This is a genomic window from Tepidicella baoligensis (assembly GCF_013432195.1).
Lineage (GTDB): Bacteria > Pseudomonadota > Gammaproteobacteria > Burkholderiales > Burkholderiaceae_C > Tepidicella > Tepidicella baoligensis.
This window is the reverse complement of the sequence record NZ_JACCDB010000001.1, coordinates 461,395-480,930: the sequence shown is the minus strand read 5'-3', so window position 1 is coordinate 480,930 and position 19,536 is coordinate 461,395. Positions and strand designations below refer to the sequence as shown.

The 19,536-nt window shown below is 66.6% G+C and carries 20 protein-coding genes; 15 read left to right on the top strand and 5 right to left on the bottom strand.

Going from position 1 to position 19,536, the window contains the following annotated elements:
- The first annotated feature begins 72 nt into the window (after nucleotides 1–72).
- From HZS63_RS02245 to HZS63_RS02215, 7 genes are all read left to right on the top strand, one after another.
- Nucleotides 73–798, top strand: a complete 726-nt coding sequence (locus HZS63_RS02245) for a YqgE/AlgH family protein (protein WP_180682382.1) — start codon at nucleotides 73–75, stop codon at nucleotides 796–798.
- Nucleotides 795–1,208: a Holliday junction resolvase RuvX gene (gene ruvX / locus HZS63_RS02240; RefSeq protein ID WP_180682381.1), complete on the top strand. Its 414-nt coding sequence runs from the start codon at nucleotides 795–797 to the stop codon at nucleotides 1,206–1,208. The genes HZS63_RS02245 and ruvX overlap by 4 nt, the downstream gene beginning before the upstream one ends.
- Nucleotides 1,205–1,717: a bifunctional pyr operon transcriptional regulator/uracil phosphoribosyltransferase PyrR gene (pyrR, locus tag HZS63_RS02235; RefSeq protein ID WP_180682380.1), complete on the top strand. Its 513-nt coding sequence runs from the start codon at nucleotides 1,205–1,207 to the stop codon at nucleotides 1,715–1,717. The genes ruvX and pyrR overlap by 4 nt, the downstream gene beginning before the upstream one ends.
- 4 nt (nucleotides 1,718–1,721) lie before the next feature.
- Complete coding sequence (locus tag HZS63_RS02230; RefSeq protein ID WP_180682379.1) at nucleotides 1,722–2,678, top strand: aspartate carbamoyltransferase catalytic subunit; 957 nt, start codon at nucleotides 1,722–1,724, stop codon at nucleotides 2,676–2,678.
- A gap of 24 nt (nucleotides 2,679–2,702) precedes the next feature.
- Nucleotides 2,703–4,028 (top strand): dihydroorotase, encoded by a 1,326-nt coding sequence (locus HZS63_RS02225; RefSeq protein ID WP_180682378.1) that lies wholly within the window; start codon nucleotides 2,703–2,705, stop codon nucleotides 4,026–4,028.
- Nucleotides 4,025–4,795, top strand: coding sequence for a lysophospholipid acyltransferase family protein (locus HZS63_RS02220; protein WP_180682377.1), 771 nt, complete (start codon nucleotides 4,025–4,027; stop codon nucleotides 4,793–4,795). The genes HZS63_RS02225 and HZS63_RS02220 overlap by 4 nt, the downstream gene beginning before the upstream one ends.
- A 119-nt stretch (nucleotides 4,796–4,914) precedes the next feature.
- The gene (locus HZS63_RS02215) at nucleotides 4,915–5,505 is read left to right on the top strand and encodes a DUF2889 domain-containing protein (protein WP_246316083.1); all 591 of its coding nucleotides are present in this window, start codon (nucleotides 4,915–4,917) and stop codon (nucleotides 5,503–5,505) included.
- 39 nt (nucleotides 5,506–5,544) lie between these two features.
- Here the strand turns inward: HZS63_RS02215 and HZS63_RS02210 are convergent, their stop codons facing one another.
- The 4 genes from HZS63_RS02210 to HZS63_RS02195 all read right to left on the bottom strand — a co-directional run bounded on the left by HZS63_RS02210 (nucleotide 5,545) and on the right by HZS63_RS02195 (nucleotide 10,300).
- The gene (locus HZS63_RS02210; RefSeq protein ID WP_180682376.1) at nucleotides 5,545–6,795 is read right to left on the bottom strand and encodes a M20 family metallopeptidase; all 1,251 of its coding nucleotides are present in this window, start codon (nucleotides 6,793–6,795) and stop codon (nucleotides 5,545–5,547) included.
- Between the two features lie 75 nt (nucleotides 6,796–6,870).
- Nucleotides 6,871–8,649 carry a 2-oxo-4-hydroxy-4-carboxy-5-ureidoimidazoline decarboxylase gene (gene uraD / locus HZS63_RS02205; protein WP_180682375.1) on the bottom strand — a complete coding sequence of 593 codons (1,779 nt, stop codon included), beginning with the start codon at nucleotides 8,647–8,649 and terminating at the stop codon, nucleotides 6,871–6,873.
- A gap of 11 nt (nucleotides 8,650–8,660) precedes the next feature.
- On the bottom strand, nucleotides 8,661–9,632 hold the full coding sequence (gene puuE / locus HZS63_RS02200; RefSeq protein ID WP_180682374.1) for an allantoinase PuuE: 972 nt from the start codon (nucleotides 9,630–9,632) through the stop codon (nucleotides 8,661–8,663).
- A 2-nt stretch (nucleotides 9,633–9,634) separates the two neighbouring features.
- The gene (locus tag HZS63_RS02195) at nucleotides 9,635–10,300 is read right to left on the bottom strand and encodes a GntR family transcriptional regulator (RefSeq protein WP_180682373.1); all 666 of its coding nucleotides are present in this window, start codon (nucleotides 10,298–10,300) and stop codon (nucleotides 9,635–9,637) included.
- A gap of 81 nt (nucleotides 10,301–10,381) precedes the next feature.
- On the opposite strand from HZS63_RS02195, the gene uraH reads away from it, so the two are divergent.
- The 8 genes from uraH (at nucleotide 10,382) to HZS63_RS02155 (ending at nucleotide 18,280) form a co-directional block, all read left to right on the top strand.
- Nucleotides 10,382–10,735 (top strand): hydroxyisourate hydrolase, encoded by a 354-nt coding sequence (uraH, locus tag HZS63_RS02190; RefSeq protein WP_180682372.1) that lies wholly within the window; start codon nucleotides 10,382–10,384, stop codon nucleotides 10,733–10,735.
- Nucleotides 10,725–11,564: a xanthine dehydrogenase accessory protein XdhC gene (gene xdhC / locus HZS63_RS02185; protein WP_425505905.1), complete on the top strand. Its 840-nt coding sequence runs from the start codon at nucleotides 10,725–10,727 to the stop codon at nucleotides 11,562–11,564. The genes uraH and xdhC overlap by 11 nt, the downstream gene beginning before the upstream one ends.
- Before the next feature lie 186 nt (nucleotides 11,565–11,750).
- Nucleotides 11,751–12,950, top strand: a complete 1,200-nt coding sequence (locus HZS63_RS02180) for a urate hydroxylase PuuD (protein ID WP_180682371.1) — start codon at nucleotides 11,751–11,753, stop codon at nucleotides 12,948–12,950.
- 203 nt (nucleotides 12,951–13,153) lie between these two features.
- Nucleotides 13,154–14,338, top strand: coding sequence for an ABC transporter substrate-binding protein (locus HZS63_RS02175; protein ID WP_180682370.1), 1,185 nt, complete (start codon nucleotides 13,154–13,156; stop codon nucleotides 14,336–14,338).
- 99 nt (nucleotides 14,339–14,437) lie between these two features.
- Nucleotides 14,438–15,220 carry an ABC transporter ATP-binding protein gene (locus HZS63_RS02170; RefSeq protein WP_180682369.1) on the top strand — a complete coding sequence of 261 codons (783 nt, stop codon included), beginning with the start codon at nucleotides 14,438–14,440 and terminating at the stop codon, nucleotides 15,218–15,220.
- Nucleotides 15,217–15,921 carry an ABC transporter ATP-binding protein gene (locus HZS63_RS02165; RefSeq protein ID WP_180682368.1) on the top strand — a complete coding sequence of 235 codons (705 nt, stop codon included), beginning with the start codon at nucleotides 15,217–15,219 and terminating at the stop codon, nucleotides 15,919–15,921. The genes HZS63_RS02170 and HZS63_RS02165 overlap by 4 nt, the downstream gene beginning before the upstream one ends.
- A gap of 2 nt (nucleotides 15,922–15,923) precedes the next feature.
- Nucleotides 15,924–16,937 (top strand): branched-chain amino acid ABC transporter permease, encoded by a 1,014-nt coding sequence (locus HZS63_RS02160; protein ID WP_180682367.1) that lies wholly within the window; start codon nucleotides 15,924–15,926, stop codon nucleotides 16,935–16,937.
- Entirely contained in the window at nucleotides 16,934–18,280 is a 1,347-nt protein-coding gene (locus HZS63_RS02155) for a branched-chain amino acid ABC transporter permease (protein WP_180682366.1), read from the top strand. Before HZS63_RS02160 ends, HZS63_RS02155 begins: the two co-directional genes overlap by 4 nt.
- A 30-nt stretch (nucleotides 18,281–18,310) precedes the next feature.
- Here the strand turns inward: HZS63_RS02155 and HZS63_RS02150 are convergent, their stop codons facing one another.
- A complete protein-coding gene (locus tag HZS63_RS02150) occupies nucleotides 18,311–19,525 on the bottom strand; it encodes a type II secretion system F family protein (protein WP_180682365.1) in 1,215 nt (404 codons plus the stop codon).
- Between the last annotated feature and the right edge of the window lie 11 nt (nucleotides 19,526–19,536).

The window sequence follows — 19,536 nt, the reverse complement described above, 5'->3', positions numbered from 1 at the left end:
CTAGCTTAGCGGAACCGCGCACGAGGTGTGGGGGTGGCGTAGGGTTGGGTCTGCGCCCACTAAAATCGACCCATGAGCTCGGACACCCCCATCATCAACCTGTCGAACCATTTTCTGATCGCCATGCCGGGGTTGAATGACGAGCTCTTCGGCAAGAGCGTGGTGTACCTGTGCGAACACAGCCCCAAGGGGGCGATCGGGCTCATCATCAACAAGCCCAGCGGCCTTACCGTGGGGGATTTGTTCGAGAAGGTGGACCTGCCGCTGAACCGGCCTGAGCTGGCGCATTTGCCGGTGTTTCATGGCGGGCCTTTGCAGCCCGAGCGCGGCTTCGTGCTCCACGAGGCCATGGGCGACGCCGAGCCCGTGGGGGCCGACGAAACCCCGCCGGCCGTCGCTCGCGCCATTCGCGAGGCCTTGTCTGGCCTGGAGGACGACGAGCCCGCCGCCGAGCCCCAGGCCGCCGCGGGCGAAGCCGCCCAGGACCCACCGCCGTCTCGCCCCTCGGCCTACGCCTCCACCCTGCGCATGGCAGACGGGCTGGAGATGACCACCTCGCGCGACGTACTGGAGGCCCTGTCGTCAGGGGCCGGGCCGCGCAAGGTGCTGATGACTTTGGGCTATGCCTCCTGGGGCGAGGGGCAACTGGAATCCGAAATCTCGGAAAACAGCTGGTTGACGGTCAAGGCCAGCCCGCAACTCATTTTCGACACGCCGGTGGCGCAGCGCTATGAACAAGCCATGGCCTTGCTCGGTCTGCAGCCCTGGATGCTCGCGCCGGGTTCGGGGCACGCATGACCGCCACTCTGCCTGAGGTGCCTGCCGCGCACCAGACCTTTCTGGCCTTCGATTTCGGGCTCAAACGCACCGGGGTGGCCACTGGCAACCGGCTGACGCGCACGGCCACGCCCCAACCCACCATACAGGCCGAGGGGGATGCCCGGTTCGAACGGATTGCGGCCCTTCTGCAAGCATGGCAACCCGACGCGCTGGTGGTGGGTATTCCTACCCACCCGGATGGCGCGGCGCACGACAACACCGGCCGAGCCTTGAAATTCGCCCGCCAGCTTCGCGGGCGTTTCAACAAAACCGTGTATGAAGTGGATGAGCGCTACAGCACCACCGAGGCGCGCAGCCTGGGTGCCAAGGACGCCGATGCGGCGTCCGCCTGCATCATCCTGGAACAGTTTTTGAGGAGTCTGCCTTGAGTCAATTGCAACTGGATGCGGAAGCGCTGTACCTGGAGCTCAAGCGCGGGGTGCAGGGCTTGCTGGGGCTCAGGCCGGCACGCCTGGTGGGGGTGACCAGCGGCGGTGCCTGGCTCGCCGAGCGCCTGCAGCGCGAATTGGGGCTGCCTGGCGAGATCGGGGTCATCTCCTCAGCCATGCACCGGGACGACTTCGCCCAGCGAGGCCTGAGCGCCAGCGCCGAGCAGACGCGCCTGCCGTTCGAGGTCAATGGCGCCCATGTGCTCATCATCGACGACGTGCTCTACACCGGGCGCACGCTGCGGGCGGTCATCAACGAGCTGTTCGACTATGGCCGCCCGGCCAGCGTGCGCCTGGCGGTGCTGGTGGACCGGGGCGGCCGCGAACTGCCCATGGCCGCCGATTTCGCCGCCACCCGCCTGCCATTGCCGCGCCACCAGTCGTTCGAGCTCGCCCGCAGCGAGGCAGGCACCTTCAGCTTCGTCGTCGAAACCCGCCAGGAGGCCTGACACCATGGCCCGCAACCCCCAACTGAACCAGAACGGCGAGCTGATCCACCTGCTCTCCACCGAAGGCCTGCCCAAGGCCATCCTCACGCAGATTCTGGACACGGCCGACAACTTCGTCAGCGTCAGCGACCGCGAGGTGAAAAAGGTGCCGCTGTTGCGCGGCAAGAGCGTGTTCAACCTGTTCTTCGAAAACAGCACCCGCACCCGCACCACCTTCGACATCGCGGCCACCCGACTCAGCGCCGACGTGTACACGCTGGACATTGCCCGCAGCTCGACCGCCAAGGGCGAAAGCCTGCTGGACACGATTGCCAACCTCAGCGCCATGGCGGCCGACATCTTCGTGGTGCGGCACAGCGAGTCCGGCGCGCCGTATCTGATCGCACAGCACGTCGCGCCGCATGTGCATGTGATCAACGCTGGCGACGGACGCCACGCCCACCCCACCCAGGGGCTGCTGGACATGTACACCATCCGCCACTACAAGAAGGATTTCACCAACCTGTCGGTGGCGATCGTGGGCGACGTGCTGCACTCGCGCGTGGCGCGTTCCGACATCCACGCCCTGACCACGCTGGGCTGCCCGGACGTGCGCGTGGTGGGCCCGCGCACGCTGGTGCCTTCCGACCTGTCGCACATGGGGGTGCGCGTGTGCCACACGCTGGAAGAGGGCATCCGGGACTGCGATGTGGTGATCACGCTGCGGCTGCAGAACGAGCGCATGAGCGGCGCGCTGCTGCCCTCCAGCCAGGAGTATTTCAAGAGCTTTGGCGTCACGCCCGAGCGCATGCGCTGGGCCAAGCCGGACGCGATCGTCATGCACCCCGGTCCCATCAACCGCGGGGTGGAAATCGACTCCACCGTGGTGGACGGCCGGCAGAGTGTGGTGCTGCCGCAGGTGACCTTCGGGATTGCCGTGCGCATGGCGGTGATGGGCATCGTCGCGGGTAACGTGGCCTGATATCGGCGCAACCGGGAAGACAACATGAAAATCCTCATTCAAGGTGGCCGCCTGATCGACCCTGCGAGCCAGACCGACACCGTGGCCGACATCGCCATCGCTGCCGGGCGCGTCATCGGCATCGGCAAGCTGCCGGCCGACTTCCACCCCAACCGCACCCTCGACGCGTCGGGCTGCTGGGTGCTGCCCGGCCTGGTGGACCTGTGCATGCGCCTGCGCGAGCCCGGTCAGGAGCATGCGGGCATGCTGGAAAGCGAAATGGCGGCGGCCGTGGCCGGTGGCGTGACCAGCCTGGTCTGCCTGCCGGACACCGATCCGGTGCTGGACGAACCCGGCCTGGTGGACATGCTCAAAGCCCGCGCCGAAAAGCTGCACCAGGCCCGGGTGTTCCCGCTGGGGGCGCTCACCCGTGGCCTCAAGGGCGAGGTGCTGACCGAAATGGTGGAGCTGACCGAGTCCGGCTGCATCGGCTTCGGCCAGGCCGACGTGCCCATCGTCAACACCCAGGTGCTGCAGCGCACCTTGCAATACGCCGCCACCTTTGGCTACAGCGTGTGGCTGCGCCCGCAGGACTTCTGGCTCGGCCAAGGCGTGGTGGCCAGCGGCCCGTTGGCCACCCGCATGGGCCTCAGCGGCGTGCCCGCCGCCGCCGAGGTGATTGCCCTGCACACCCTGTTCGAATTGCTGCGTGGGGTGCATCGGCCCGGCTTGCCGCCCGGTCAGGGCGTGCACCTGCACCTGTGCCGCCTCAGCACCGCAGCCGGGGTGGACCTGGTGCGCCAGGCCAAGGCCGAAGGCCTGCCGGTGACATGCGACGTGAGCGTGCACAACCTGCACCTGACCGACACCGACATCGGCTACTACGACACCCGCCTGCGGCTGCAGCCACCGGTGCGCCAGCAGCGCGACCGCGACGCCCTGCGCGCCGCATTGGCCGACGGCACCATCGACGCGCTCGTGAGCGATCACAATCCGGTGGCTGCGGACGCGAAAACCCTGCCTTTTGCCGAGGCTGAACCGGGCGCCACCGCGGTGGAACTCTTGCTCGGCTTGGCCTTCAAGTGGGCCGAGCAGGACGGCGTGCCGCTGAGCCGCGCCGTGGCGGCGCTCACCCGGGGGCCGGCCAGCGTGATGGGCCGCAACCTGGGCACGTTGCAGGCCAGCGTGGGCCGTGTGGTGGAAGGCGGTGTCGCCGACCTGTGTGTGGTGGACCCACGCCAGCCTTGGCGCGTGGATGCCCGCACGCTGCGCAGTCAGGGCACGCACACCCCTTTCGAAGGACACGAGCTGCCCGTGGCGGTTCGGACCACCCTGGTCAATGGCCAGGTGGCTTTCGACGCCGGACGATGAAACCCTTGCGCGCCACGGTGCGCCTGTGCCGCCTATCGCTGCACCTGCTGCGTGGGTTGCATACGCTGCATAGCCGTTTCCCGAAGCTGGATGCCGCCGGACGCGAGCGGGCCGTGCGCGACTGGTCTCTCGAGGTCTTGCGCATCCTGGGCGCACACCTGCAGGTGCTGGGCGAGCCGCCAACGGCTGGGCCGCTGCTGGTGGTGGCAAACCACCTGTCCTGGCTGGACATCATCGCCCTGAATGCGGTGCGGCCCTGCCGCTTTGTTTCCAAGGCCGACGTGCGGCGCTGGCCCCTCATCGGTCGGCTGGTGGCCGCAGCGGGCACGCTGTTCATCGAACGCGAGAAGCGGCGCGACGCCTTGCGTGTGGTGCACCACATGGCCGAGCGCTTGCGTGCCGCAGACGTGCTGGCCGTGTTTCCCGAAGGCACCACCGGCGAGGGGCAGGGCGTGCTGCCGTTTCATGCCAACTTGTTGCAAGCGGCCTTGGTCACGGACACGCCCATCCAGCCGGTGGGGCTGGCCTATCTGCATGGGACCGGACATGCCTTGCTGGGCGAGGCCCGCCGCCACGATGCTCCCTGTTTTGCCGGCGATACCTCACTTGTCACCTCCCTGTGGCGCACGGCTGGTGCCAGCGATCTTCAAGTCACCGTGCATTGGGGGGAGCCCGACACCGCCCAAGGCCGGGACCGGCGGGCCTGGGCCGAGGCCCTGCGGGCCGAGGTGGCCCGTTTGGCTGACCAGCCCGTGCTGGGGGCTTGATGTCACCGAGGCAACCGGGAGCTGAAAATAGGCGGACAATAATCGGGTCACTGCACGACCGTTCGATTGTTTGAGAGGTGATTCCCTTGCCGCTGTCCACACCTGTGCCCCGCCGTCCCATGCACACCCGTCGCGTCGAGTACCGGGGTTTTCTGCGCGACGACGGTCTGTGGGACATCGAGGGCGAACTGCACGACAGCAAGCCCCACGCCTTCGAGATCCGGGGCGAGGGCCGCTGGGAGGCAGGTCAGCCGGTGCACCACATGCGCATCCGCGTGACGCTGGACCCCACCATGGTGGTTCGCGCCATCGAGGCGGTGATGGACAGTTTCCCGCACGCGCCCTGCCCGCAGGCGCTGGAGCCGATGCAGCGCATGGTGGGCATCCGCATGGGGGGTGGCTGGCGCCAGGCCATCGAGCGGCATCTGGGCCAAGTCCAGGGTTGCACCCATCTGCGCGAACTGCTCTACAACATGGCCACGGCCGCGTTCCAGACCATGGCCGAGGTGTCGTTCGCCACGCCCGGCGACGGTCGCCCGCCCCCGCACCTGGGCAAGTGTCTGGCCTGGGATTTCGATGGCCCGGTCACGGAAAAGGTGTACCCGATGTTCTTCCGCTGGCGGCCAGCGCCCGACGGCCGGCCGCACCGCCCTCAGGAGCAGGCAGCCGATCCAGCCCACGCCGTCCCCGACCCCGATCAGCGGGTGTGAGACGGCACCATTGGCAGGGCGTCGGCCTTGCCGGTGGTCTCAGGCCAGCAGGTCGTGCAGCGTGCGGGCCAGCACCTGGGTGGCGCGCCGCAGGTCTTCCAGTTCGATGTGTTCGTCGGCGCGTTTGGCATTGGATTGGCGCACCGTGCGCGGGCCGGCGCCGTAGATCACGCCGGGGATGCCGCGTTCCACATACAGGCGCGCGTCGGTGTACAGCGGCGTGCCCACGGCGGGGATGGGCTCGCCGAACACGGCTTCCCCATGTTTCTGGATCGCTTCGACCAAGGGCCGGTTGCCGGGCAGGGGCTGCATGGCACGCGCCAGCAGCAGGCGTTTGACATCGACCTGCAACCGCCTGCCGCCGCGCGGCGGGCTGAATGTGGCGGCGGCCTCGGCCAGGGTCTGGCGCAGCGCGGCTTCCACCTGGGCCGGGTCTTCTTCGGGGATCATGCGCCGGTCCACCTTGAACACCACCTTGCCGGGCACCACGTTGGTGTTGGTGCCGCCCTGGATCCATCCGATGTTGAGGTAGGGGTGGGTGATGCCCGCCACCGACGAACGTACCAGCAGGTAGTCGGCATTGAGGCGGTAGAGCGCGTTCATGAGGTGGACGGCCCCTTGCAGCGCGTCGGTGCCGGTGTCGGGGATGGCGGCGTGGGCCATGTCGCCCTGCACCGTGACCTCCAGCTGCAGGCAGCCGTTGTGGGCGGTGACGACCTGGTAGCTGAAGCCGGCCGCGATCAGCAGGTCGGGCTTGGTGAGGCCGCGCGCCAGCAGCCAGCCGGGGCCGAGTTCGCCGCCGAACTCTTCGTCGTAGGTGAAGTGCAGTTCGATGCAACCGCGCGTCGGTCGGGCCACGGCTTCCAGGGCCTTGACGGCATGGGTGAAGCTGGCGAAATCGCTCTTGCTGACGGCGGTGGCGCGACCATACATCTTGCCGTCCACCACCTCGCCGCCATAGGGGTCGTGGGTCCAGCCTTCACCGGGGGGCACCACGTCGCCATGGGCGTTGAGGGCGATGGTGGGGCCGCCATCGCCATAACGGCGCCGCACGATCAGGTTGGTGATGCTTTGCAGACCGGCCGCCTGCACCTCGGCAGCGGGCACGGGGTGGGCTTCCACCTTCCAGCCCCAGCCGCGCAACAGCTCGGCGGTGCGTTCGGCGTGCGGAGCGTTGTCGCCGGGCGGGGTGTCGGTGGGGATGCGCACCAGTTGCTGCAGAAAGGCCACCTCGTCGTCGAAGTGCCGGTTCACCCATTGGTCCAGGGCGGCGTAGGTCGATGGGGTCATGTCAGGGTCCGTTTCAATGGCGGGCTCGAGCGCATGGGATGCCGTGGGGCTTGTCGGCGCGCTGGCGGGGCGGCTTCAGGCTTCGGCAGCCACCTGCTGCAACAGGTGCTGGAAAGCGCGCACGGCCAGTTCCATGTCGTCGCTGGTGGTGGATTCGAGCGGGTTGTGGCTGATGCCGCCGTTTTCCCCGCGCACGAACAGCATGGCCTGGGGCATGAGGTCGTGCAGTTTCATGGCGTCATGACCGGCGCCGCTGGGCAGACGGAAAATGGGCAGGCCCAGCGCCTGCACCGCCCGTTCCCAGCGCGCCTGCCAAGCCGGGTCGCTCGGGGCGGCGCTGGCGCGCATCGTTTCTTCCAGCGTGAAGCGCACGCCACGCCGTGTGGCAATGGCATCGATTTCGGTGCGCACGTCGGCCAGCAGGGCGTCGCGCTGGGCGTTGCTGGGGGCGCGCAGGTCGAGCGTGAAGGCACAGCGCCCGGGCACCACGTTGACCGAGCCGTTGGGCACGCTCAGCTGGCCCACGGTGCCCACCGAATCGCCGTCGCGGCGGGCGCGTTGCTCGACGAAGAGCATCAGCTCGGCCACGGCGCAGGCGGCGTCGGCGCGGCGGTCCATGGGGGTGGTGCCGGCGTGGCTCGCGGTGCCCACCGCTTCACCGACCAGCCGCACGCTGCCGTTGATGGAGGTGACCACCCCCAGCGGCAAGTTCAGTTCGTTGAGCACCGGCCCTTGCTCGATGTGCACTTCCACAAAGCCCAGGTAGCGGGCCGGATCGCGTTTCAGTGCGGCAATGGCCTCCAGCGTGCCGGGCAGGCCGGCGGCTTGCATCGCTTGGCGCATGGTCACCCCGTCGGCATCGGTCTGGTCCAGCCATTCGGGATGGAAGTCGCCGACGAGAGCGCCAGAGGCCAGGAAGGTGGCCCGGTAGCGCTGGCCTTCCTCTTCGGCAAAGGCCACGATCTCGATGCCGAAGGGCAGGCGCTGGCCGGCTTGGTGCAACTCGCGCACGCAGGCCAGGGGCACGTAGATGCCCAGGCGCCCGTCGTACTTGCCGCCGTTGCGCACGGTGTCGTAGTGGCTGCCCGTCAGCAGGTAGCGGGCGCCGGGTGTGGCCGCGTGGTAACGGCCCACCACGTTGCCCACCGCGTCGATGTGGACCTCGTCGCAACCCACCTCGCGCATGGTCTGGGCGATGCTGGCGGCGCAGGCGCGGTGGGCTTCGGTGAGGTAGGTCACGGTCAGCTCGCCGCGTTCGGCGTAGCCGGGTTCGCTGTGCTGCGCCAACTGTTCCTGCCAGTCCCACACCAGGTTGCCCAGCGTGGGTTCGGCGCCGAACTTGTCGTTGAGCCGGATTTCCACGATGCGGTGGATGTTCCTCACGCACTCGGCCAGCTCCACATCCGGATGGGCGTGCAGGCGGCGCTCGAAGGCGGCGATGATCTGCCCCTTGCTCAACCCGGTTCCGCGCGGCCCGCGCACCGCCAGGATGAAGGGCCAGCCGAACTTGGCGTTGTAGTCGGCGTTGAGTTGCTGGATTTTGGCGAATTCTGCGGGCGTGCACTGGGTGAGCCCGGCGGTGTTCTGCTCGTGCGTGGACTCGGCCGTGAGCGTCTTGGCCACCATCGCTTTGCCCGCCAGTTCGGGGTGGGCGCGGATCAACTTCAGCTGTGCCTCGCGCCCGGCGGCTTCCAGCACCCGCACCATGGCCAGTTTGAGGGCGGCCAGGCTGGCGAAAGGGCGCTGGGCCAGCGCCTGCTCGGCGATCCAGGGCGAGTGTTCGTACAGGCCGTCGAGCATCTGCGCGGCTTGCTGCAGCGGCGCGGAGTTGAGTTGTTCCAGGGTGTAGGGCATGGCGCGGTCTTTCAGGCCGGGCAGGGATGGGTGGCGCGCCAGTGGCGGGCGATGTCGATGCGCCGGGCGATCCACACGCCTTCGTGGCGCTGGATGTGATCCAGAAACCGCTGCAGGGCGGTGATGCGGCCAGGCCGCCCCAGCAGCCGGCAGTGCATGCCGATGCTCATCATTTTGGGCCGGTTCAGTCCGGCCGGGTCGCCCTCGGCATACAGCACGTCGAAGGTGTCACGCATGTACTGGAAGAAGGGGTCGGCGTGCGAATAGCCCTGGGGCAGCGCAAAACGCATGTCGTTGCAGTCCAGCGTGTAGGGCACGATGAGCTGATACACGTCGGTGCCGTCGGTCTTGCGCACCTTCATCCAGAAGGGCAGGTCGTCGCCGTAGTAGTCGCTGTCGTAGTCGAAGTGGCCGAAGTCCGCCACCAGGCGACGGGTATTCGGGCTGTCTCGCCCGGTGTACCAGCCGGCGCCATGAAGTTGGCGCGGGCCGTCGAGCCGCTCGCCGGTCAGCTCGGCGATGATCTGCATGGCCTGGGCCATGTGCTCGCGCTCCACGGCTTCAGGCAGGTTCTGGTAATGGATCCACTTCAGGCCATGGCAGGCGATTTCGTGGCCCAGTTCCAGGAATGCCGCCGTCACCTCGGGCGAGCGCTGCAGCGCGGTGGACACGCCGAACACGGTGAGCGGCAGGCCGCGCCGCTCGAATTCGCGCAGCAGCCGCCACACGCCCTGACGCGAGCCGTACTCGTAGATGCCTTCCATGCTCATGTGCCGGGCCGGGAAGGCGGCCGGGTTGAACATTTCACTCAGAAAGGTTTCGCTGGCGGCGTCGCCATGCAGCACGCAGTTCTCACCGCCTTCTTCGTAATTCAGCACGAACTGCACCGCAATGCGCGCGCCGCCCGGCCAGCGGGCGTGCGGGGGCGTGCGACCGTAGCCGGCCAGGTCGCGGGGGTAGGGGGCCGTGCTGTCGTAGATCATGGTCAGGCCAGCGCCATGGCAATGTCGCTGCTGGGCAATGGGCGGTCGAAGGTGAGGCTGGCCATGACATGGCGCAGGTGTTCGTTCATGAGCCGCACGGCCAGGGCCTCGTCCTTGGCGGCCAAGGCCTTGACGATCTCGGCGTGCTCGTCGTTGGAGTGCCCGGCGGCATGCGTGCTCTGGTACATCAGGGTGATGAGGGCGCAGCGCGAGATCAGCTCGCGCAACATGTCGGCCAGCACCCGGTTGCCCATGAGTTCGGCCATGCGCACGTGAAAGTCGCCCAGCAGTTCGGTGCGGCCGGGCACGTCGTTGCGTTCCACGGCCTTGCGTTCCTCGGCCACATGGGCGCGCAGGGTCCGGATCTGTGCCGGCGTCACCTGGCGCACGAAGGCGCGCGTCATTTCTGTTTCGAGCATGCGGCGCACCTCGAACACCTGTTGCGCCTCCTGCACCGACGGCGTGGCCACGAAGGCGCCCCGTGAGGGTTCCATCTTGATGAGCCGGCGCTGCGAGAGCTGGAACAAAGCCTGCCGCACCAGGGTGCGCGAGACGCCGAAATGGTCGGCCAGCTTCTGCTCGGCGAGCTTGGTGCCGGGGTGCAATCGATGCTCCACGATGGCACGGGTGAGCGAATCGACGATGTGCGCGGTGCTCGATGATTCCATGCGGGCATGATATCTGGAAACCGAAAAAGTGTATACACTTTTGGTCGACCAACACCCTTCTTCAACCTTGGGAGTTTGCGCATGGGCCTGAGCACACACGTTCTGGACACGATGCACGGTTGTCCCGCCGCCGGCATGCAGGCAGCGCTCTACACCAGGCAAGGCGAGCAGGCCACCTTGGTCAAGCGCTTTACCCTCAACGCCGATGGCCGCAACCCCGACGGCCCGCTGTACGACCATGCATCCCTGCGGGTGGGCACCTACCGTCTGGTGTTCGATGTGAAATCCTATTTCGCCGCGCGTGGCGTGGTCTTGCCCGAGCCTGCCTTCCTGGACCGGGTGGCGATCGACTTTGGCGTCGCCGACCCGACCCAGCACTACCACGTGCCGCTGCTGGTGAGCCCGTGGAGTTATTCCACTTACCGTGGCAGCTGAACCCTCCCTGATCGGCGGCGATCTGCCGGCCCTGTTGGCCCGTTTGCAGCAGGGCGAGACGGCCGTGCTGGTGGCGGTGGCGCAGACGCAGGGCTCGGTGCCGCGCGAGCCTGGGGCCTGGATGGCCGTGTTCGCTGCGGACGAGCTGGGCACCATCGGCGGCGGGCAGCTGGAGTGGCAAGCCATCGCCCAGGCGCGCGAGATGCTCGCCGACCCGCTGGCGGCCGAGGCTCGATGGCGCCACCCCCTCGGCCCCAGTCTGGGGCAATGCTGTGGTGGCGTGGTGCATCTGCAGGCCCGTCGGCTCAGCGCCGCCGACGTGGCCGATCTGCAAGCCCGCTGGCACCCGGCGCTGACGCCGCTGGCGCTGTTCGGTGGCGGACACGTGGGCCGGGCCCTCGTGCGTGCCCTGGCCCCCTTGCCTTTTGCCGTGCACTGGATCGACAGCCGCGATGGCGTCTTCCCTCCCGATGTGCCCGGGAACGTCCGCACCGAGCATTCCGACCCCGTGCACCGGGCCGTGGCCGACCTGCCGGCGGGCAGCCGCGTGCTGGTGATGAGTTTCAGCCACGCCGAAGATCTGGACATCGTCGCCGCCTGCCTGGAGCGCCAGCGCCGCGAGGCCGATCTGCCGTTTGTCGGACTGATCGGATCGCGCACCAAATGGGCCGCGTTTCGGCGCCGGCTGGAAGCGAGGGGCTACACCCCTGCCGAGCTCGACCGCGTGACCTGCCCGATCGGCCTGCCCGGCATCACCGGCAAGCAGCCGGAGGTGATCGCGGCCAGCGTGGTGGCGCAATTGTTGCTCGAGGTCTCCCGCGCCAGCTGAGGGCAGGCGGCGGGAAGGCACCGAGCTCTCGCGTCGGCTGGTGCAGTCGCCGCAAACTGTATACACTTTGCCCTCCGTGGTCGCAGCGGCGCCGGTGTGTGACGCGACCGTTCAGGGTTCACAGCGCCCGCAGTGGTGAACCCGTGCCTTCCTGGGCCGGCTCGTCCGGTCTCATTGCAAGCCACCATGGAAACGTATCTGCTGGATTGGGCCAACCTGCTGTTGCGCTGGTTGCACGTCATCGTCGCGATTGCATGGATCGGGTCGTCGTTCTACTTCGTGTTTCTCGACAGCAGCCTCACGCCGCCCCAGGACGAGGCGCTCAAGAAAGACGGCGTGAGCGGCGAACTCTGGGCGGTGCATGGCGGGGGGTTCTACCACCCCGTCAAGTACAACGTCGCGCCCCCCAAGCTGCCCGATCACCTGCACTGGTTCTACTGGGAAAGCTATTCCACCTGGCTCAGCGGCTTTGCGCTGTTCCTGGTGTCCTACCTGTGGAGCCCCAGCGTCTACCTCATCGACCCCAACGTCATGGACTGGCCGCCCGCCGCGGCCATCACCGCCGCGCTGGCGTTTCTGGTGGTGTTCTGGTTCCTCTACGACGCCATCTGCCGCACGCTGGGTCAACGCCCCGGGGGTGATGCCCAGGTCGGGCTGCTGGTCCTGCTGCTGGTGTGCGTGGCCTCCTATGCCGCCACGCAGCTGTTCGCGGGCCGGGCCGCCTTCCTGCTCGTGGGGGCCATGCTCGCCACGGCCATGAGCGCCAACGTGTTCTTCTGGATCATTCCCGGCCAGCGCAAGGTGGTGGCGGCGCTCAAGGCCGGCCAGCCGGTGGACCCGCTCCACGGGCAACGCGGCAAGCAGCGCAGCATGCACAACACCTACTTCACGCTGCCGGTGCTGTTTGCCATGCTCAGCAACCACTACAGCTTCGCCTACAGCCACGCCTACAACTGGGTGGTGCTGATCGCCATCATGTTCGCCGGCGCGGCCATCCGCCAGTTCTTCGTCATGCGTCACGGGTACAAGCTGGGCCGCAACGCCCACCCCTGGCCCTATGCGGCGGTGGGCGTCGGGGTGTTGCTGGCGCTCATCGTGTGGATGAAGCCCGCCACCGTGGAGCCGGTTCCAGTGCCCGCCCAGGTCGGCATGGCGCAGGTGCAGCACATCATGGAGCAGCGCTGCGTGATGTGTCACGGAGAGGCCCTGGCTTCGAAGAATGTGCGGCTGGACACCCCGCTCGCCATCAGGCAGCACGCGCAGACGGTGTACCAGCAGACGGTGGTCACGCGCCAGATGCCGCTGAACAACGCCACCGGCATCACCGAGGAGGAGCGGGCGCTGGTGGGGCAGTGGTTCCGCTCCGGGGCGTCGCTGGAGCCTTGAGCCGGGCCTGCCAGCGCAGCTTGCCGGGGCAGCCAGAACCACCCAGGGGAAACGCTGCTGAAGATGCGTTTGAAGCAGTGCCGGGGAAAACCCTGTATGGCAGGGCAATAACGCTTTCCCCGGTGGCTCGCCTGCTAAGATTTGAGTTCCTGAAATGCCGCCCGGTTGTTGGCGCGGCTTCAAACCCATCAAAGGAGTCTGCCTTGAAAAAGATCCTGACCGTCGCCGCCTTGGCCGCCACCCTGGCCCTTGGCGCTCACGCCCAAACCACTGTGAAGATCGGTGTGCTGCTGGGCTACACCGGCCCCATCGAATCCCTCACCCCCGCCATGGCTGCCAGCGCCGAGCTGGCCATGAAGGAGGTCTCCGACAGCGGTCTGCTGCTGGGCGGAGCCAAGGTGCAGCCGGTGCGCGCCGACTCCACCTGTGTCGATGCCGCTGCCGCCACCGCTGCCGCCGAGCGGCTCGTCACCTCCGAGCGCGTGGCTGCCATCGTCGGCGCCGACTGCTCGGGTGTGACCACCGCCGTGGTGCAAAACGTGGCCGTGCCGCGTGGCGTGCTGATGATCTCCCCGTCGGCCACCTCGCCCGCCCTCTCCACTGTGCGCGACAACGGCCTGTTTTTCCGCACCGCGCCTTCCGACGCCCGCCAAGGCGAAGTCATCGCCGAGATGCTGCGTGAAAAAGGCATCCGCCGCGCAGCCCTTACCTTCACCAACAACGACTACGGTCGCGGCTTGGCCAACAGCATCCAAACCCACTTCGAGAAGCTGGGCGGCCGCATCACCATCTCCGCGGCCCACGAAGACGGCAAGGGCGACTACACCGCCGAAGTGGCCGCATTGGCTGCCGCTGGTGGCGACATCCTCGTCGTGGCCGGTTACGTGGACCAGGGCGGCCGCGGCATCATCCGCTCCGCGCTCGACAGCGGCGCTTTCAGCCGCTTCTTCCTGCCCGACGGCATGATCGGCGACAGCCTGCCTCAAGCCATTGGCCGCGGCCTCAATGGCTCCTTCGGCGTGGCCCCCGGCACCGACAGCCCCGGCGGCCAGCGTTTCGAAACCATCGCCAAAGCCGCCAACATCAACATCGGCCCCTATACCCACCAGTCCTATGACGCCGCCGCCCTGATCCTGCTGGGCATGCAGGCCGCCAAGTCCACGGATTCGGCCAAGGTCAAGGAAAAGATCATGGAAATCGCCAACGGCCCGGGCGAAAAAATCTATGCGGGTGAACTGGCCAAAGGCCTGAAAATCCTTGCCGAAGGCGGCAAGATCAACTACGAAGGTGCTTCCGCCGTCCGGTTCATAGAGCCGGGTGAAAGCGCCGGTTCCTACCGCGTGATCGAAGTGCGTAACGGCCGCATGGAAACCGTCGGTTTCCGTTGATGCCGCAGCGGCGGAAGGATCATCGGTCCTCCCGTCCTCATTCGATGTCCACTCCCCAAACGGTCCGGCCCAACAGGCTCGGACCGTTTGCTTTATCCCATGATTGAAGTCAAAAACCTCAGGATGCAGTTCGGCGGCATACGCGCCGTCGACGACGTGTCTCTCACCCTGGAGACCGGACGCATCACCGGGCTGATCGGGCCCAACGGTGCGGGAAAGACCACGCTGTTCAATGTGATCGCCGGGCACTACAAACCCACCGCCGGGCAGGTGTTCCTGGATGGCGAGGACATCACCGGCCTGCCTCCCCACGAACTCTTTGCCAAAGGCCTGCTGCGCACCTTCCAGATTGCGCACGAGTTCCCCACCCTCACCGTGCGCGAAAACCTGATGATGGTGCCGCCGCATCAGACCGGTGAGTCGTTGCTCGGTGCCTGGCTCCAGCCTGCCCGTGTCCGCGAGGAGGAAGAAGCCGTGCGCGCCAAGGCCGACGACGTGATCCGCTTCCTCGAAATCGAGCATGTGGCCGACGAACTGGCCGGCAACCTCTCGGGCGGCCAGAAAAAGCTGCTGGAACTGGGCCGCACCATGATGACCGAGGCCAAGATCGTCTTCCTCGACGAAGTGGGCGCGGGCGTCAACCGTACGCTGCTCAACACCCTGGGGGATGCCATCGTGCGCCTGAACAAGGAGCGTGGCTACACCTTCTGCATGATCGAGCACGACATGGACTTCATCGGCCGCCTGTGCGACCCGGTGATCGTCATGGCCGAAGGCCGTGTGCTGGCCCAAGGGTCGGCGGCGGAGGTCATTGCCAACGAGCAGGTGATCGAAGCCTACCTGGGCCGTGGTTTGAAGAACAAACCGGGAGTGGCAGCATGAGTTTCCTCATCGGTGAACGGATGACCGGCGGCTATGGCGGCGCGGACATCCTCAACGGCTGCACCATCGCGGTGGACAAGGGCGAAATCGCCGTCATCGTCGGGCCCAACGGCGCAGGCAAGTCCACCGCCATGAAGGCCATTTTCGGCATGCTCAAACTGCGCCAAGGCAAGGTCGTGTTCAATGGCGAGGACATCACCGCGCTCAGCCCGCAGGAGCGCGTGCTCAAGGGCATGAGTTTCGTGCCGCAGACGCACAACGTGTTCACCTCCATGACGGTGGAGGAAAACCTCGAAATGGGGGCCTACATCCGGCGCGACGACTTCCGCCAGACCATGGAACAGGTCTATGAGCTGTTTCCCGTGCTCAAGCAGAAGCGCCGTCAGCCCGCGGGGCAGCTCTCGGGAGGGCAGCGCCAGCAGGTGGCGGTGGGGCGTGCGCTCATGACGCAGCCCCAGGTCCTCATGCTCGACGAGCCCACGGCGGGGGTCTCACCCATCGTCATGGACGAACTGTTCGACCGCATCATCGAAATCGCGCGCACCGGCATCGCCATCCTCATGGTGGAGCAGAACGCCCGCCAGGCGCTCAACATCGCGGACAAAGGCTACGTGCTGGTGCAGGGCGCCAACCGCTACACCGACACCGGCGCGGCCCTGATGGCCAACCCCGAGGTCCGCCGCACTTTCCTGGGAGGCTGACCATGGCCGACATCCTCAACGCCTTCGTGCTGTTGCTCAACTTCGTCATCATCCCCGCCGCCGCCTACGGCAGCCAGCTCGCGCTCGGCGCCCTGGGGGTCACGCTGGTGTACGGCATCCTGCGCTTTTCCAACTTTGCGCATGGCGACACCATGGCCTTTGGCACCATGGTCACCATTTTGGTGACGTGGTGGTTGCAGGGGCAGGGCATCGGCCTGGGTTTTCTGCCCACGGCCCTGCTGGCCATCCCGGTGGCCGTGGTCGTCACCGTGCTGTTCGTGTTGCTGACCGATCGTTGGGTCTACCGCTACCACCGCGTTCACAAGGCGCCGTCGGTGGTGTTCCTCATTGCTTCGGTCGGCGTCATGTTCCTCATGAACGGCATCGTGCGCTTCGTCATCGGGCCGGGCGACCAGCGTTTTGAAGACGGTGAACGGTTCATCATCACCGCCAGCGGTTTCCGCGAATTCACCGGTCTGGACGAGGGGCTGGCCTTGCGCACCAGCCAGGGCTTGACCATCGTCACCGCCATCATCGTGGTGGCGGTGCTGTTCTGGTTCCTGGAGCGCACGCGCACCGGCAAGTCCATGCGTGCCTACGCCGACAACGAGAACCTGGCGCTGCTCTCCGGCATCAACCCCGACCGGGTGGTCATGATCACCTGGATCATCGCCGCCACCCTCGCCACCATCGCCGGCGTGCTCTACGGGCTCGACAAGGGCTTCCGCCCCTTCACCTACTTCCAGTTGTTGTTGCCCATCTTCGCGGCCGCCATCGTGGGGGGGCTGGGCAGCCCGCTGGGCGCGATTGCGGGCGGGTTCATCGTCGCGTTTTCGGAAGTGATGCTGACCTACGCCTACCGCAAGTTCTTCGCCTACCTGCTGCCCGAAGCCTGGGAGCCTGAAGGGCTGATGCAACTGCTTTCCACCGACTACAAGTTCGCGGTGTCCTTCGTCATCCTCGTGGTGGTGCTCCTCATCAAGCCCACCGGTCTGTTTGGAGGGAAAACGGCATGAAAACGCTGTTGAACCAGAAAGTCCAGGCACCCATGCTGTTTGCCCTCATGGGGCTGGCACTGGTGCTCGTGGGCACGATGCAGAGCTGGTCGCTGTCGCTGACCATTCTCAACTACTGCGTGATTGCCGCCATCATGGCGCTCGGTCTCAACGTGCAATGGGGCTACGCCGGCCTGTTCAACGTCGGTCTCATGGGCTTTGCGGCCCTGGGGGGGGTCGCCGCCGTGCTGGTGGCCATGCCCCCCACGAAAGAGGCCTGGGAGGTGGGTGGCGCCGGCATCCTCACCGCGCTGCTCATGGCACTGATCACCACCGTCGCCGCCATCGTGGCCTACAAGAAGCTGCCGCCTGGCCGCAAGCGGCGGCTCGTCATGGCCGCCATCCTGGTCACCGGTTATTTCGCTTCGCGGTATTTCTTCGATCCTGCCGTCGAGCTCATCGAAGCCGTCAACCCGGCGCAGACCGGCTATCTCGGCGGGGCGGGCCTGCCCATCCTGCTGTCGTGGATCGTCGGCGGCGTGCTCGCGGCCTGCGCCGCTTGGCTGATCGGCAAGATCACGCTGGGTCTGCGCTCCGACTACCTGGCCATTGCCACCCTGGGCATTTCCGAAATCGTGCTCGCGGTGCTGCGCTATGAGGAATGGCTCACGCGAGGTGTGAACAACGTCAACGGCCTGCCGCGCCCAGTGCCCTTCGAAATCGACCTCATGCAGACCGCCTGGGTGCAGGAATGGGCGGCACGCCTGGGGGTCCATGTCATGGACTTCGCGTCCATCATCGTCAAGCTGAGCTACCTCGGCTTGTCGCTGAGCGTGCTGCTGCTGCTGTTCTGGCTGGCGCAGACGGCCATCCGTTCGCCGTGGGGCCGCATGATGCGCGCCATCCGCGACAACGAAACCGCCGCCGAAGCCATGGGCAAGGACGTGACCGGTCGGCACCTGCAGGTGTTCGTGCTCGGTTCGGCCATCGTGGGCATTGCCGGGGCCATGCTGGTCACGCTCGACGGGCAGTTCACCCCCAACAGCTACAACCCGCTGCGCTTCACCTTCCTGATCTGGGTGATGGTGATCGTGGGCGGCTCGGGCAACAACCTCGGCGCCATCCTCGGTGGCTTTCTGATCTGGTTCTTCTGGGTCCAGGCCGAACCCATTGGCCTGTGGCTGATGAACGTGATCACCGCGGGTATGTCGGCCGAAAGCGCCCTGCGCGCCCATCTGCTCGACAGCGCCGCGCACATGCGCCTCATGGTGATGGGACTCATTCTGCTGCTGACGCTGCGCTTCCGTCCGCGCGGCCTGTTGCCCGAGCGGGAGGAGCGTCCCCACTCGGCCATGCGTCGCTGAAACGAGGCCCTGTGGCAGGCTCGGCGGCGGTCAGACCACCTGGCCCAGTTTGAAGATCGGCAGGTACATCGAGACCACGATGCCGCCGATCACCGTGCCCAGGACCACGATGATGATGGGCTCCATGAGGCTGGAGAGGCCGGCCACCATGTCGTCCACTTCCGCTTCGTAAAAGTCGGCCGCCTTGCCCAGCATGTGGTCGATGGAGCCGGACTCTTCACCAATGGCACACATCTGCAGCACCATGGACGGAAAGATGCGTGCGTTGGCCATGGCCGTGGTCAAGCTGGTGCCGGTCGAGACCTCTCGCTGGATCTGCTTGGTGGCGTCTGCATACAGGCTGTTGCCAGAGGCCCCACCCACCGAATCCAGGGCTTCGACCAGTGGCACGCCCGCGGCGAACATCGTGGCCATGGTGCGCGTCCAGCGCGCCACCACGGACTTTTCCACCAGCTGGCCGAATACGGGTAACTTCAGCAGCAGCCGGTCCATGAAGCGCTGGACCTTTTCGCTGCGCTTCCAGGCTTGGGCAAAAAAGTACAAGCCGCCACCCAGCCCGCCGAAGATCAACCACCAGTAGGCCACGAAGAGTTCGCTCATGGCGATCACCGCGAGCGTCGGGGCGGGCAGGTCGGCGCCGAAGGAGGTGAACACCTCCTTGAACGCGGGAATGACGAAGATCATGATCACCGCCACCACCACGAAAGCCACCACGATCACGGCGGTCGGGTACATCAGCGCCGACCTGACCTTGCTCTTGATCGCCTCGGTCTTCTCCATGTAGGTGGCGAGCCGGTCGAGCAGGTCTTCCAGAATGCCGGCCGTTTCGCCCGCTTCCACCAGGTTGCAGTACAGGCTGTTGAAGTACAGAGGATGCCTGCGGAAGGCCGCGCTCAGGGACGTGCCCGTCTCGACGTCGGTGCGGATGTCGTTGAGCAGCTTGGTCACGCTGGGGTTGGGGTTGCCCCGACCCACGATGTCGAAGGCCTGCAGCAGAGGCACGCCGGCCTTCATCATCGTCGCGAGCTGGCGGGTGAAGATCGCGATGTCCTTCGGTTTGATGCGCTTGGCCGAGGCCATCTTGCGCTTCTTGATCTTCTGCACCAGGATGCCTTGGCGCCGCAGATGGGCCTGGGCCTGATGCTCGCCAGCGGCCCGGATGTCGCCACGGGTCATCTTGCCGTTGCGGTCCTTGCCCTCCCACTCGAACACGAACTCCTTGACGCTTTTGTTAGCCGTGGCCATGTTTTCCCCGC